Origin of the sequence: Algoriphagus zhangzhouensis, assembly GCF_900148515.1 — a bacterium.
Lineage (GTDB): Bacteria > Bacteroidota > Bacteroidia > Cytophagales > Cyclobacteriaceae > Algoriphagus > Algoriphagus zhangzhouensis.
Genome location: NZ_FRXN01000001.1, coordinates 659,665 through 674,779, shown reverse-complemented (window position 1 = coordinate 674,779; position 15,115 = coordinate 659,665). Strand labels below are relative to the sequence as shown.

The following is a 15,115-nucleotide window of genomic DNA, read 5'->3' as shown; positions in this document are numbered from 1 at the left end:
TATCAGAATTAAAGGGAGGAAAAAGATAAAATTTTTTCTCCCTCATTTTTTGTCTATCAAGTCTTTATAAATCAACTTTTTAATCAATCTAAATAAGCTTAAGTTTTTCTAGGATTTAAGCCCTTATTTAAATAAATTCTAATTACTATTTAGACTAATTACAAATAGATTGTAATTTTACCCCCGAATTAGAGTCAATCATCTATGAAAAGGGGGATCCTTCACATCTTTTTTAGCCTTTGTTTCTTAGGGAGCTTACAGGCTTATTCTCAAACTGGAGTTCTGACAGGAACCCTAAAATTTGAGGATAAAAAGCCGGTTGCATTTGCAACAGTTCATATTGTATCCCTTAAAAAATATGGATTAACAGATGAGCAGGGAAATTTCACTATCTCGGATATTCCTCATGGAACCCACCAAGCAGAAATTTCGAGCATTGAAATAGAAAGAACTTCATTTGAATTCACACTTTCTTCTGACAAGTACAGGCATACCCAAACTTTAAAAAGAGTTGGAGAAACCCAATTAGACGAAGTTCAGGTCATTGGTGAATCTTATAAAACACAAGTTGAAAAGTCTGGATTTGCAGTAAATATTGTCGACACAAAAGAGGCAAGTCTTCGAAACATTCAAACAAATGAATTACTGAATACAACAGTAGGCGTTAAAATCCGACAAAACGGAGGATTAGGGTCAGAGGTTAATTATAGTTTAAATGGATTGTCTGGAAGTGCCGTTCGGATTTTTATAGATGGTATTCCCATTTCATCATATGGTAATTCATTTAACCTGAATAGTATTCCACCTTCAATGATTAAGGAAATTGAAGTCTATAAAGGAGTCGTTCCGGGTCATTTGGCAGATGATGCATTGGGAGGAGCAATAAACATTGTACTCCAAAATTCCATCCAATCAAATTTCAATGCCTCAGTTTCTTATGGTTCATTTAACACATTACAAGCTAGTGTAAATGGCCAGTACAGGTTTAAAGATTCTGGTTTTACCGTCAAAGGCTCACTTTTTCATAATTATTCTGACAACGATTATAAAGTTTCTGGAAGAAGTGTGATCGTAACCGGATTAGGAGGGGTACAAACCCCTGTTACTGCTAGACGATTTAATGATGCCTATAGATCCTCAGGGGGAATGCTTCAAATAGGATATACAGATGTTAAATGGGCAGATCAATTCTTAATAGGTTTTACAAGTTCGAGTGACTTTAAAGAGATTCAACATGGGGCTTTTATGACCATTATGCCTTATAAGGATAGGTTTATGGAATCAGATGCCTTTCTAGGAAATCTTACATACCAAAAGAAAAATCTATTTACCAAAGGACTTGATTTAACTGTAAATGGGCTATATGGAAATAGAAACCGGTTTGTGAGTGATACAGTAGCTTGGGCCTACAGCTGGAGTGGAGAAAAGGCCATTGATTTTAGAGGAAATGAATATCAGTATTCATGGAGATCCCAACAAGAGGGAGGCCCAACTTTGGCTAGAATAAATCGAGATGTTGCTTCTATAAGAACCGGGGTATCCTATTCGATAAACGATCATCACAAAGTATTAATAAATCATGTGTATAGTGGTATAGACAGGGTAGATAGTGATGAACTAAGATCTGTCTTGGAAAACACATTCCGGGGAACTAGGGATTTACAAAAGAACATCACTTCCCTCACCTACGAGGTAAATGCATTAGAAAATAAGCTGAAGGCCAATTTATTTGGAAAATATTACCAACAAAGGACTGTAAATATTGACCCTGAAATAAATGATGAAACCAATAAAATTGTTGATGATATCACCAGTTCCAATACCAAAGATGAAGGCTATGGTTTTACAGTTTCATACGCTCTAATTCCTAACGTAACGCTGCTTACATCAGCCGAAAAAGCCATCAGATTGCCAAATGAAAGTGAAGTATTTGGAAACGACGGAGATAATGTAGTCGCCAACCCAAGTATCAGGCCTGAACTTAGCAACAATTTTAATCTAGGATTTCGACTCGGAAAATTCAGCCTATCTGGGCATGATTTTACAGTTTCTAGTAATCTTTTCACTAGAAATATCAAAGATAGAATAGGTCTACCCATTGAAACATCTTTAAACGTCAACGATGAAACCATTCTTTATGAAAACCAAGGGAATGGGACCTCCAAAGGCTTTGATGCACAATTGGATTATACCTACAACAACAATTTTGGGATCAATTTCAATGTTTCACGTTTTGATTTGAAAATTGTAAACAGGGGTGTAGAAATAGACGTCCCTAATACTCCATTTTTTACTATGAATGGCAATATCCGCTATTCATTCAAAGATTTAATCCAAAAAGAATCTCGATTAAATCTTTTTTACACCATGTACTTTACTGATGAATTTTCCTATCTGGTCCCTCAGGGATCCAATACTGTAGGAGATGAATTCTTCAAAGTTCCCCAACAAATAGCACAGGATTTAGGATTCAGCTATGTCTTTCCTAGTAACAAGTTGGTGGCAAGCTTTGACATCAAAAACATATTTGACAAACCGGTTTATGATAACCTATCAGTCCAAAAACCGGGACGTGCATTTTACCTCAAATTAAACTATAGAATCAACAAATTTTAACTGTTCACAAACAAATATCATGAAAGGAAACTTTATAGATTTTAAAAAATTAACTGCCATTATTTTGGCTGGTGGTTTAGTATCTGCATGTACTGAAGATATTACACCGAACCCAACGCCAGATCCAGATCCAGTGGTTGAATCTAGATGGATTACAGTGGCAGCCGCAAAAATGGGTGATAATCCAGGTGATGGAAATGGAGGAACATTAATTTATTCTCTTACTAGTGATGAAGCTAAAGACCCTACAGTTTCTATCGCACCTTTCGATAATGGATTTATTGTTCCATCTAACAGAACAGCGAGATTGCAATCCTCCGAAGACGGTACTACAATATTTAACATTAGCTACGCAGGAGATACAGGTGGAAATTACACGAAATACACTGTTGGTGGTGGACAAAGTTTTTCTCAGACAGGTACTTCAGTAAGTATTGCACCATATGTCGGTTCTGCTCCAAGATGGATAAAATTATTTGATGGGGACAATACTGGAGCTGCTGTATATGTTTCCACTGAACATCAATTTGATGACAATGGTACACCAGAAGATGCTACTGATGACACTTACCTTCGCACAGAGGCTACTATGGGTATAGTAACTCTTGATTTAGTAAATTCTGTAATCGTAGATTTTCAGGAAAGTGTTGTTCCATTGAGTGAAGAGGAGGAAGCAAATGGCTATTATATTTCTAGAATTGATATGCCAACATTGAATGCTGCCGGTGATAAACTATACATTGGCGCACGTGTAAGCAAAGTTGATCCAGCCACTGCAGAAACTGACAGAGAGGGAGAAATTTTAGGCTCCAAAACCATTGTATTAGATTATCCTTCATTATTAAATCCAACTGTAATCACATCTACAGTAGGTCACGGGAATACAAATGGGTATCGTAGCATTAATTCTTTTGAATACAATGGAAGTGTATATCAAGCAAACCAAGGAGACCCTAATGGCTCTCATATATTAAAAATTGGGGCTGATAACCAATATGATGATTCGTATGTATTTAGCCTAGACAATGCATTAGGAACTGATGAGGCATACATCTTGGCTTGGAGACCAGCATCAAATGGAAAAGCAGTGGTAGCCTACAGAGATGCTACTTCCGAAACAGGTGCTGCAGGAGCTCAAGGTTTCTTTGCTTTGGTAGATCTGGAAACAAGAACTGCTCAAAAAATTGAAGGCATTCCATATGAAGCAGATTTTTACTTATTCCAGTACCAAGGCTTTGTAGTTCATGGAACAGAAATTTTCCTAACTGAAGCTCCTGTAGGTAAAAATGGAAACATTTACGTCGTAGATACTGAAACTGGTGATGTAACAAAGGGTGCAGAATTAGTTAATGTGGCTGGAAGTCACTTTATCGGAGTATTCTAATTAGAAATATCTATTAAATAAAAATCCCGGAAATGAGCTTTTCAGCTTTATTTCCGGGATTTTTTTGTTTTTAGATTTTCAATTTACCAAACGCCTTGCGCTTTCATATCCAAGGTATAAACAGCATCCATAGCCGTGATGAATAGTTTTTTTCGAGTTAAAGAACCAAAAACAACATTGGCTGTCCAATTTCCTGGAACAGGAATATGTGCTATTTGATTTCCTTTTTTATCAAAAACCGTAACACCATCACCAGTCAAATACACATTTCCTCTCGCATCGATAGTCATACCATCTGAGCCCATTTCTACAAACAAGGTTTTATTGGTCAAATAACCATCTTCTCGGATATCATAGCGATAGGTTTTTTTGGCTCCGATATCAGCAATATATAGATACTTACCATCTGGAGTACCTACGATTCCATTTGGTTTCACCAAATCGTCAGCTACTCGGAATAACTCAGACCTATCATCAGAAAGGAAGTAAACATGTTGACCATCTTGTTCCATTTCTTCGCTTCTGATCCCATCCCAATATGGTCTAGGATAGAGAGGGTCTGTGAAATACAATCCACCTTTCGGACGAACCCAAAGGTCATTTGGGCCATTTAGTTTTTTTCCACGGAAACCTGATATCAAAACTTTTTCATTTCCATCTGTATCCATGGACCAAAGCTCATTATTTTCATCAGCACAGGTCAGTAAAGTCCCATCCAGCATGAAATACATTCCATTGGATCGTCCCGCATTATCTTTGAAAAGAGATACTTCATTGGTATTCGCTTTCCATTTATAAATTTTATTATTTGGCTGATCTGTAAAAAAGACATCACCAAATCTATTAACAGCTGGACCTTCTGTGAAGGAAAATCCATCCTGAACTTTGACCAATTCAGCATCTTTGGCTACCAGTCCTTTTTTATCTTCAATTTGGGCATAAAGTGCCGAGGTGGCTAATAGGATCGCCAATCCAAGTGTTCCTAATTTTTTTCTCATTGGTTTATTGTTGATTTCTTTCCATAGCGACTACGATTACATCCAAATCAAGACTGTAGGCCAGGCGGGTGATTCCATGATGTGTATCTGATTCAAGGGTGCCTAAGAGCTCCCAGTTTTTCTCATTCCATTTCCGAATATAAAGGGAATTTCCTCTTCCCATCAAAAGAGTGTTTTTGTCAAGCCAAATAAAATCCTGAGAACCAGCCAAACTTAAACCTAAATCAGCTTTGACCATGGTCTCTAAATCATAGGCATACATTTCAAAGGCTTTTCCATCAGGTAATTCGGCAGAATTCTCTGTTGACAAATATGTTATCTGATTGGTTTTGGGTCTCCTTACTATAGATCTTCCTATTGCTTCATCCATTTCCACCAAATCATTTCGACCTCTTGCGTAGATCAATTCATGTGGCTCTCCCAAGACAAACATGGCGGCTTTGTTATCATACCAATCATAATATCCAACCGGCTCGATGTCATCATAAAGCAGTTCCGGTTCTCCAAAATTGGTAGGGTAGAGCCACAGTCTTTGTTTTTGATCTGGCTCCATCACCACTGCCGCTATATATTGACCGCATTCTGTGATTCTTGGAGAATATTCACTTCTATCAGCTGTCTTTGTTAGGTTGGTAAATTTCCCACTTTCAAAATTATAGACGATGATATCATGGTTTCCTTTATCATCTGCTGCCGAAAAAACCATTTGGTATTCGTTGATAAAAGAGGGTTGATTATCATATTCGACTCGATCAGTGATGGCTTTTTCCGACCCGGAAACCAATTGTAGGCTTTTACCTTTTCCTTTGGTCTTGATTTCCCAGAGATCGGTAGAAGTTTGAGCCTGGGCCACAAAAGCTCCCAAAAAGAGAGATAGGGTACAAGCAAGAATTTTATTATTCATGTTTCGATTTCATTCTGAGCCGACCAAATTACAAAATCAAAGGAAGAAAGAACCATTTTCTTATATTCATTATTCAAACAGAAAAATGCCTAGGTAAAAGGCATGTCAATTCTTATTTTACACAAAATATTGTTCTGAACCGTTCATAATCGAACACTTTTTTGTACGGATATTATGCAATCAAAAAATGGAAAGTGCTTAAAAATCGAAATGAGGGCACATTTAAGCACTGGCATCCTTTTCGTACTTCTGCTAGCATGAAAGCAATCACCGATCGGCTAAGTCAATTTCCACTGGAGTTGATATTTTGGATAGGAAGTATTGTAGCGATTTTGACAATTGATCCATCAGTTTCAAATCACTTCACACTTTGTCCATTAGAAAACTTGGGATTTGACTGGTGTCCGGGATGTGGATTGGGAAGATCTATGAACTTACTCGCAAGAGGGGAGTTCCAAGCCTCCTGGTCTATGCATCCTCTAGCGATGCTCGCTTATGTGGTGATCTTCTCTAGAATTTGGAATTTGATTAAAAACCTAAAAACAACACACAATTATGGCTAATGTATTAAGACACCTTCCTGAATTGGAAGGAATGGAACTGGGCTACATCCAGGGATTGATGAAAAACATGGATGACGATCAAGCTTCTCTATTTGCTCAAGTTTATCGTGCCCGCAGAAAGGACTCTCAAATGATCTTGATTTTGACTTTGCTTGGATTCTTTGGATTCGCAGGTCTTCACAGATTTATCTTGGGACAAATCGGACTAGGTATCCTTTACATTCTGACTGTAGGTCTATGCTTCATCGGTACCATCGTGGATTTGGTCAACTACAAAAGCTTGGCCTATGAATATAACGTGAAAATGGCCCATGAGACTTTGGCAATGCTTTCTAACACCATGCCTGGAATGGGAGATGATAAATCAAACGAATAAATATTACCTGATTACCACTTAACACCAACCTGAGCCCCGAATTTTCGGGGCTTATTTTTTTACCAATCATCTTCATCAGGTTCACTTTCTTTTGAACCTGAAAGCACTATTTCAATATTTTTATCAGAGTTTGGTAACCAATGAAACTGATTGATCAGCTTTCCTGCCATTTCCAATTCTTCATAAGAACCTTGATGAAAATGAAATGGCAATGACCTTAAAAGTTCCGAACCAGATTCAAAAGGGGGAGTAGTTTCACTTCCGAAAAAATAAGGCCAAAGAGTTTTTGCACAAGAAATCCCCCAGACGGAAATTGGAAAATCATTTTCATATCTATTCAATCTTTCACTGATATCCTCAAAAAATCGCTCAGTTTCTTCTAATCGAATTCTGGAACCAGCTCGGGACTTTCCTTTGGTTTTCAAATGCTTGATTTGTGATTTCCCCTGTTTTTGACGGACCATATATGCTCTGAAAACCTTATGATCCAATAATTCTTTCTCGTGAAAATAGCCAACAGCAGCTTGACCAGCCTTAATGGCCACCAAAACACAATGGAAATTATCGACAGGGATTAGCTTTTCATTTTCCCAATTCATATTCCATGGAAGAAAAATCCTCGCTATCCATTCTTCCTCATTTGAAATTACCAATTGATGTTTCTCAGAGCTATATGAAAGCTCCCAAGCATTAGAATTTGCATGTTCAAGAACTTGGTCAAATTGCTCCGGAAGGATTATTTTAGAATTGGGGATTTTCATAGGCACTCCACTCTCATTTCGAGTATATTTGTGCAAATAAAACAAAAAAGATGGACCAGGACCTTGAATTTCTATTTTCCAAAATTACAGATCCCAATGAATCTGAAGCTTATGTTTTTGCTGATAAATTGGGTTTGAAAGCCAATGAAGAAGCGAAGGACAAATTATTGGAATTGGTAAAAGGTGATAATTGGGAAATCTCATACCTGGCTTGTCGAGCTCTTTCTAAAACAATCTGGCAGGATGAAGCTTTGGACGCTATCTTTGATGTCATTTTTGACAGGAAAAATAAAAACCTCCAAGGGGCTTTCGTTCAGATCTTGGAAGAGTATGATCTAAGCCTTCGGTTTGTCGATATTTTTAGAGTTTATCTATTCGGAAATTTCAAAGCTTCCACTTTGGCAAAAGACTATTTGGACCAGGTGGAATTTGAGATCACTCCGCGAACAATCAGAAAGGCTGAAAAGCATTGGAATCATTATCTCCATAATCCAGAAGATGAAGGTAGTATGGCCATCAAAAAAGCAGAGATTGAGCCTATGTTGCTGGAAATGAAAGAATTATTTTCATAATCTGACACAACATTTCTAACTTTCTGTAGTTTTTTAATAGATGAGAAAGTTGGAAGTTGTAGAGCGTCACCATGCATTTTTTTTGGATTCCGGATTTATTTATGATCCGGCTTTCTCTTTGTATACCAAGCAATTTTCTCACGGAAAGCAGGCAGTTTTTCTCCATTTCACAGACTCTGAAGATGGCAACCTTTTAGAGTACTCATTAGGAGTTCGGATTGATCAGGTAGAAAATATTATCCATAAATTTTTACCCTCGCTTTCTGATTATTCAGAACGGAGTCTGACTTTGGTGCAAACTCCCAATAAGATTGGAAAAGAATTACCTAGGGTTTTTCATGTTTCGACAAATTGGGAGCTTTCACAAGCCATGATGAAAGCAGAGAAATTCTTTGTTTCAGATGGTTTCCCTTGGTTAGATCAAATGATAGATCCGGTCTTGTTAGAACGGGCCTTCTTTCATAAAAGAGACTATTCTTTCAAAACCCAAAACTTTATCTACAATGCTTTTAGGGCAACGGCTTTAGCAAAATTATTCAACCCAAAAGACTATCACATTATTCGCGATGGATTTCTTAGTCAAATTAATCGACAACATATGACACCTTTTACAATTGCTTCTTACTTACAATTTTTGAGCTTTTTGGATCAATTGCATTAACTCTTTCTCTTTACTCCACGAACAGCTTCAGCAGAATTGGGATCTTCGGGCCATTCATGCTTAGGGTATCTTCTTTTCAATTCTTTTTTGACCTCAAAATATCCATTTTCCCAGAAGCTTTTCAGGTCTTGAGTCAATTGAACAGGTTTAAATCCAGGAGAAAGTAATTCAATCAAAAGGGGAGTCTTGCCCTGATTTACACGAGGTGTTTCGGTCATTCCAAATAACTCCTGAAGACGTACAGAAAGCAAAGGGATATCTCCATCTTTTCGATATTGGATTTGAATCATACTCCCAGAAGGTACTTCCAATTTGGTAGGAGCAAGTTTGTTCAACTCTTGCTGTAATTCATAATCCAAACTATGGGTTAAAATCTCTTTCAGGTTGATTTTCAATAAGTCCTCATTCTTTTGAATATTGGTCAAATATGGGCTAATCCATTCACTTGCTGACTCACAAAGACCCGAAATAGACCAGTCTAGCAATCTTTCATCTTGATTCCAAATTCTTAATGAGTTCACCCGATTGATCAATTGGATGACCGACTCATCAAAATTCAACAAGAATTCACCTTCTTCTTTGATAGCTTCCAAAATAGCTTCTTGAGCTTTTTCTGAGCTGTAATTTTTCAATGGTCTCGAACCCAAAATAATGGCTCCAATCCTTACTTCAGTCAAAGCAACCAATCCTCCTTTTTTTCGATCCCACTCGAACACTTCCTTGGTTTTCACCAAAGGCATCAAATCTTTAGGGTTCAATGGTGCTGCAGACCATATTTTTCCCATACCATCACGTGCATCTACTTCAGCAACAGCCAGCCAAGATTCATGAGCCAAATCATCTCTATGACCAATTTGAGCTATTTTTCCATTCGCCAATTGGAATTGAGCATTGTTGCCAGGTCTGGCGGAAGCAATTCTTTCTGGATATGCATAGGCCAAAAGAATCCCTGTTTGCCAAGGATCTACCGAACCATTCTCAGGTTCAATTTTGAAAAGCCTCCGATACTGTTGAGCGACTTTTTCGATCTTTTTGATTCGAGGAATACTGTGGCCACGAGATCTAAATCTTCTTAATGCTTCAATTCTCAAATTCAGATCAACTCCAGCATCTGGACCCAAAGGATCCCTTTCTTCCAAAATAGCTGCTATGTCTGTTCCTAGTCCTAAAATGTCATGCTCCTCAGCATAAAGCAGCATGTGGGCAATTCGAGGATGGCAAGGCAAGGAATGGATCTCTTTTCCATGCTCAGTTAAACCATCTTCATTTATGGCATCCAATGATTCCAATGTCTTTTCGGCCAAGGCTAGATTCCCTTTCGGAGGGGGAGTCAACCAAGTCATCTCTCGGATATCAGATTTGCCCCAAGCCATCATATCTAAAACAAGCCCAGTCAAATCTGCCTCCATCAATTCTGGAGTTCTGAATCCCTGTAATTGGTTTTGTACGCCTTTGTTCCAAAGACGATAGGCATGACCTGCTGTCAATCTCCCTGCTCTACCACTTCTTTGGTCTGCTGAATCTTGACTAATTCTATGTAATTCCAATTTTGAGAGTCCCGAACGCGGATCAAATCGATTTGATTTAGCAAAGCCAGAATCAACAACTACTTTCACTCCTTCAATAGTCAATGAAGTTTCTGCGATATCAGTTGACAATACAAATTTCCTTTTTCCAGCAGGATGTGGTTGAATAGCTCTGTTTTGTTCACCCGGAGAAAGTTGTCCGTACAAAGGGAGAATTTGATCCTCAGGAAGTGACTTTCGAAGGATAGCCTCTGCTTTCTTGATATCTCCTTGCCCAGGTAAAAAAACTAAGAAATCACCCTCATGGCTTTTAGCTAAGGATGAAATTACACGAGCCGTATCTTCCCCAATATGATATTCATCAATAGGATTGAGGTAATTGACTTCAACTGGATATTGTCGCCCCTTACTTTCAATAACTGGTGCATCAAGTAATTGAGACAATTCTTCACTATTGATGGTTGCAGACATCAACAGAATCCTCAAATCTGGACGGAGCACTTGTTGTACTTCACGGCATAGAGCCAATGCAACTTCAGAATGAAGATTTCGTTCATGAAACTCATCAAAAATCACCAAACCAACATCAGACAATTCGTTATCGGAATGCATCATTCTGGTCAAAATCCCTTCAGTAATTACTTCTAGTTGGGTTTCTTTGGAGATTTTGGACTCAAATCGAATTCTGAATCCTACTGTTTTCCCTACTTCTTCACCGAGCATGGAGGCCATGCGTGTAGCAATACTTTTGGTAGCGAGTCTTCTCGGTTCGAGCATCAGGATTCTTTTTCCCTTCAACCAATCTTCTTCTAGCAATGCTAATGGGAGGAGAGTACTTTTACCAGCACCTGGAGGCGCTTGAACTATTAGGGAATTGGAATCTGAAAGAACCTTCTTCACCGAAGGGATGATCTCCGAAACTGGAAGATCGAAGGAATTAAAATCGAATTTTGACATGCGCTACAAAAATAAAAAGGCCATCAGGAATAATCCCGATGGCCTTCAATTCTTTTTGAAATCAATTTACATAGCAGGAGCAATTTTAGCTTCTGCTTTGCCATATTCCCATGCAATTGAGAATTTTCCATCTTTCACTTCATACTTCAATCTTTCTTCCATTGTAGAAGTCTGCTGAGAAGGAACACTTACACGAAGTTGATCTTCTGCTGCATCATAATTGAACGCTCCCCATTGCTTATCTACTTTATTGAAAATAAATGTAGACTGATACTCGTCAGGGATTATAAAGAAACTATATGTTCCGGCAGGAAGCATTTTTCCCTCTACCATCAAATCTTTGGTTGTGGTAAAGGTTGTTGCCTCATTGGCACCAGCTCTCCAAACTTGTCCTAACGGAACCAAATCACCCCAAATAACTCTACCTTTTACAGCAGGAGAGGAGTATTTGATCGTAATTTTAGCATCACCGACAGTGCCTTCAGCAGTTTTTGCAGGGCTTGGTTTTTCCTGAGCCATTACAGCTGCAGCGAATCCAGCGAAAAGAAGAAATGAAAATAGACTTTTCTTAAAGTTCATGGGTTTCGAATTTTTATTTAGATGTAAAGGTTATTTCTACTCAACAATAAATCTATTAACTGAAATATAGAATTAAATGTTGTTAAATCTTCACCCAAGCCTCTTTTTCGTTGCTTTCGACGATTGCTTCACCAATAATCAACTCTCTCAATCCATCAGCAAAAGTTGGGAAAGAAGCTTTCTCAGGCATTTTGCCTTCTCTTACTGCAGCGTAAACCTCTTTGAATAGCTGCTTAGAAGTATCAGGAAAACCTTCTTGATGACCACCTGGGAAGCTAACCAAAGATCTGGCACCTTCGTCTACCAAAGCTGGATCTTTCATCAACACCTGATTCAATCCATCTCTCTTACCAATCCAAAGTTCATTTGGCTTCTCTGCATTGAATTCAAAGTTTGCCTTAGAACCAGAGATTTCAATGTTCAATCGGTTTTTACGACCAGCATTCACCTGGCTAACTGTAATTGAACCAGTGTTTCCATTGTCAAAACGAAGCAAAACAGTCGCGTAATCCTCTGAAGTCACTGGATATTCCTTGTAATCAGAAGGATCCAAAGCCTTACCAGAGAAAGTTTCAATTGCTTTCAGAGGCTTCAATCTTGTTTTGTGAACAGTGGAGAAATCTGCCATGACAGCAGTGATTTTCAAACCAGTTACGTATTCAGTCATATCTAAAAGGTGAGAACCGATATCAGCTACAGCTCTTGAACCGCCTGATTGATCTGGCTCCAATCTCCAGTTGTAGTCCGTATTGAAGAATAGCCAATCCTGTAGGTAAGATCCCATCACAGAATAAACTTCTCCCAATTCACCTTTTTCTCTCATCACTTTCATCTGTCTTACCATTGGGTAGTAGCGCAAATTGAAGTGAACAGCATTAACAAGTCCTTTTTCAGCAGCAAGTGAAACCAATTCTTCAGCTTCAGCAATGGTATTTGCCAAAGGCTTCTCACAAATCACATGCTTTCCAGCAAGTAGACAGGCTTTGGTTTGAGGAAAATGAAGGAAATTAGGGGTACAAATATGAACCACTTCGATGCTGTCATCTTTCAGCATATTTTCAAAAGTGTAAGCAGAAGGAATTCCCAATTCATCCGCTTTGGCATCAGCAACTTGCTGATTAACTTCCACAAGAGCAGTGACTTCGATATTTGGAATTCTTCTCAATGCTTCCAAATGAGCTGGCCCGATAAATCCAGTACCAACAATCGCCACTTTGATCTTCTTCGACATAGGTTATTAGGTTTTATAAATTTTAGATTAAAGTTTCAAATTAGGAAAAATGCTTCTAAATCACTCATGTGAATTTTGTCATTTTATGAATTTTAAAGAGTTTTTGTAGAGTTGCTTAGTTTTTTCAGCATAAATCTGGCACTTATCCCCTGAAAATCAGATAAAAAACCAAAATCAAGGCTTAATCCACCACTTTTCTCTGATTTCAGGATTTGCACTCAACTCTATCTTGGAGCCGATTTTAGGGACTATGATAGGGAGGTTAAGTTCTTGAGCTTTCACCAAAACTCTTTCCACTGGATCGGTCCATGAATGCATTGCTAATCGGAAAGCTGCCCAGTGAATCGGCATAATTACTTTCGCATTAATATCCACCCCGGCTTGAGCAGTTTCTTCTGGCATCATGTGGATTTCCTTCCAATTTTCATTGTATTGGCCACATTCAAGCATAGCAAAATCAAAAGGTCCATACTTTTCACCAATCTCCTTGAAATGTGGGCCATACCCTCCATCTCCACTAAAATAGATAGTGTCATTTTTCCCTCGAATCACCCAAGAACCCCAAAGAGTACTAAATCGGTTGGTCAAGCCTCTTCCTGAAAAATGTCTACTAGGGGTAAAGGCTAGAAAGATTTCATTTTCATTTCCTTCTTGCCACCAATTCATTTCATGAATTTTATCTACCGAAACTCCCCAAGATTCCAAATGTGAACCAACTCCCAAAGGCACATAAAAAGCCCTCGTTTTATCTTTCAGTCTTTGAACTGACTCATAATCCAAATGATCATAATGATCATGTGAAAAAAGGATGATATCGATTTCAGGTAACTCTTCGATCTCGATTGGCAATTCTTCAAAGAATCGTTTATCTCCTAGCCATGGATGCGGAGCAGGAACTTCACCTAGCATTGGATCTAATAGAATATTTTTCCCATCCAATTGAAGTAAAAATGCTGAATGTCCGAACCAAACCAATCGAGTAGGGAAGACCTTTCCAACCAATTCGCTGGAATCCACTGAGACTATCGGTAATTCAAAATCAGGCTTTCTGGATGGGTCATTTTTGAAAAATTCCGGCATCATTCTCATGGCTTTAGCAAAACCCATATCCATGTTTGTAGGGATAAGATTTTGAAATTTCCCATCTGAATAATGGTCCAGATTCTCAAATTCAGCTTGCCTTTCTTCACTTGGTTCTTCTCCGAATTGTGGACTTAAATTCACAAAAAGAACTCCGGTAACTACTAATATTAAAATTAGGCCTAAAAGGCCCAGAAATAGTTTTTTAATCACTTTTATAAAATTTTACTCCACAAAAACAGAGCGATAAAATACGATATTGAAGGCAACAAGAATCAGGAATAAATAGGTCCAAAGCCTTCAATATTTTTATGGGTTGATTGCTTAGTTTCCTACTAATTAAGGATATAGAGTGTTCAATTACTACAATTTTAATCTTGGAATTCCACAAATGGCATTTGGAAGGGCTTGATTTTTTGTAACTTAAATCCAAACAACATCTATCCATGGCAACATTAAACTTAAAAATTAACGGAAAAACCCATACCGTTGATGTCGAGGACGATACCCCATTATTGTGGGTGCTTCGAGATCATTTAGGATTAGTAGGAACGAAATATTCTTGCGGAATAGCCCAATGTGGAGCCTGTACTGTCCATTTGAATGGAAATGCCACTTTTTCCTGCGTGACTCCAGTCTCCAGTGTTGGAAATTCTGAGGTTACTACCATTGAGGGATTGTCAGAAAATGGAGATCATCCGGTGCAAAAAGCCTGGGAGGAGATTGACGTGGCCCAATGTGGTTTTTGTCAACCAGGTCAAATCATGCAAGCCGCTGCATTTTTGAAAAATAATCCTAGCCCAAGTATGGAAGAGATTGACAATGCAATGAACCGCAATATCTGCAGATGCGGTACCTATCATAAAGTAAGAGAAGCTGTAGCCCAAGCCGCAAAAACCAAATAATC

14 protein-coding genes are annotated in these 15,115 nt (G+C 38.3%); 7 read left to right on the top strand and 7 right to left on the bottom strand.

Features of this window, described 5'->3' with window-relative positions:
* The first annotated feature begins 204 nt into the window (after positions 1-204).
* Positions 205-2,616, top strand: coding sequence for a TonB-dependent receptor (locus BUF13_RS02865; RefSeq protein WP_073570226.1), 2,412 nt, complete (start codon positions 205-207; stop codon positions 2,614-2,616).
* 19 nt (positions 2,617-2,635) lie between these two features.
* Positions 2,636-4,000 (top strand): hypothetical protein, encoded by a 1,365-nt coding sequence (locus tag BUF13_RS02860; protein WP_073570225.1) that lies wholly within the window; start codon positions 2,636-2,638, stop codon positions 3,998-4,000.
* A gap of 83 nt (positions 4,001-4,083) precedes the next feature.
* On the opposite strand, the gene BUF13_RS02855 is transcribed toward BUF13_RS02860, so the two are convergent.
* Positions 4,084-4,998 (bottom strand): SMP-30/gluconolactonase/LRE family protein, encoded by a 915-nt coding sequence (locus tag BUF13_RS02855; protein WP_073570224.1) that lies wholly within the window; start codon positions 4,996-4,998, stop codon positions 4,084-4,086.
* Positions 4,999-5,002: 4 nt separating this feature from the next.
* Positions 5,003-5,902: a TolB-like translocation protein gene (locus BUF13_RS02850; protein ID WP_073570223.1), complete on the bottom strand. Its 900-nt coding sequence runs from the start codon at positions 5,900-5,902 to the stop codon at positions 5,003-5,005.
* Between the two features lie 257 nt (positions 5,903-6,159).
* Between BUF13_RS02850 and BUF13_RS02845 the strand changes: the two genes are divergently transcribed.
* On the top strand, positions 6,160-6,465 hold the full coding sequence (locus BUF13_RS02845) for a DUF2752 domain-containing protein (protein ID WP_073570222.1): 306 nt from the start codon (positions 6,160-6,162) through the stop codon (positions 6,463-6,465).
* Complete coding sequence (locus BUF13_RS02840; RefSeq protein ID WP_073570221.1) at positions 6,458-6,841, top strand: TM2 domain-containing protein; 384 nt, start codon at positions 6,458-6,460, stop codon at positions 6,839-6,841. The genes BUF13_RS02845 and BUF13_RS02840 overlap by 8 nt, the downstream gene beginning before the upstream one ends.
* Positions 6,842-6,900: 59 nt before the next feature.
* Here BUF13_RS02840 and BUF13_RS02835 read toward each other — a convergent pair whose 3' ends face one another.
* Positions 6,901-7,602: a hypothetical protein gene (locus BUF13_RS02835; protein WP_073570220.1), complete on the bottom strand. Its 702-nt coding sequence runs from the start codon at positions 7,600-7,602 to the stop codon at positions 6,901-6,903.
* A gap of 50 nt (positions 7,603-7,652) precedes the next feature.
* Between BUF13_RS02835 and BUF13_RS02830 the strand changes: the two genes are divergently transcribed.
* A complete protein-coding gene (locus tag BUF13_RS02830; protein WP_073570219.1) occupies positions 7,653-8,174 on the top strand; it encodes a HEAT repeat domain-containing protein in 522 nt (173 codons plus the stop codon).
* A gap of 40 nt (positions 8,175-8,214) precedes the next feature.
* Complete coding sequence (locus BUF13_RS02825; RefSeq protein ID WP_073570218.1) at positions 8,215-8,835, top strand: hypothetical protein; 621 nt, start codon at positions 8,215-8,217, stop codon at positions 8,833-8,835.
* On the opposite strand, the gene hrpB is transcribed toward BUF13_RS02825, so the two are convergent.
* The 4 genes from hrpB to BUF13_RS02805 form a co-directional block, all read right to left on the bottom strand.
* A complete protein-coding gene (gene hrpB / locus BUF13_RS02820; RefSeq protein WP_073570217.1) occupies positions 8,832-11,318 on the bottom strand; it encodes an ATP-dependent helicase HrpB in 2,487 nt (828 codons plus the stop codon). The two genes, BUF13_RS02825 and hrpB, sit on opposite strands and share 4 nt — an antisense overlap.
* A 66-nt stretch (positions 11,319-11,384) precedes the next feature.
* A complete protein-coding gene (locus BUF13_RS02815) occupies positions 11,385-11,897 on the bottom strand; it encodes a DUF2911 domain-containing protein (RefSeq protein WP_073570216.1) in 513 nt (170 codons plus the stop codon).
* A gap of 82 nt (positions 11,898-11,979) precedes the next feature.
* A complete protein-coding gene (locus BUF13_RS02810; RefSeq protein ID WP_073570215.1) occupies positions 11,980-13,128 on the bottom strand; it encodes a Gfo/Idh/MocA family protein in 1,149 nt (382 codons plus the stop codon).
* Positions 13,129-13,302: 174 nt separating this feature from the next.
* The gene (locus BUF13_RS02805; RefSeq protein WP_243839684.1) at positions 13,303-14,421 is read right to left on the bottom strand and encodes an MBL fold metallo-hydrolase; all 1,119 of its coding nucleotides are present in this window, start codon (positions 14,419-14,421) and stop codon (positions 13,303-13,305) included.
* A gap of 233 nt (positions 14,422-14,654) precedes the next feature.
* Here BUF13_RS02805 and BUF13_RS02800 point away from each other — a divergent pair, with 233 nt between their 5' ends.
* Positions 14,655-15,113, top strand: a complete 459-nt coding sequence (locus BUF13_RS02800) for a (2Fe-2S)-binding protein (protein WP_073570214.1) — start codon at positions 14,655-14,657, stop codon at positions 15,111-15,113.
* Positions 15,114-15,115 lie beyond the last annotated feature (2 nt).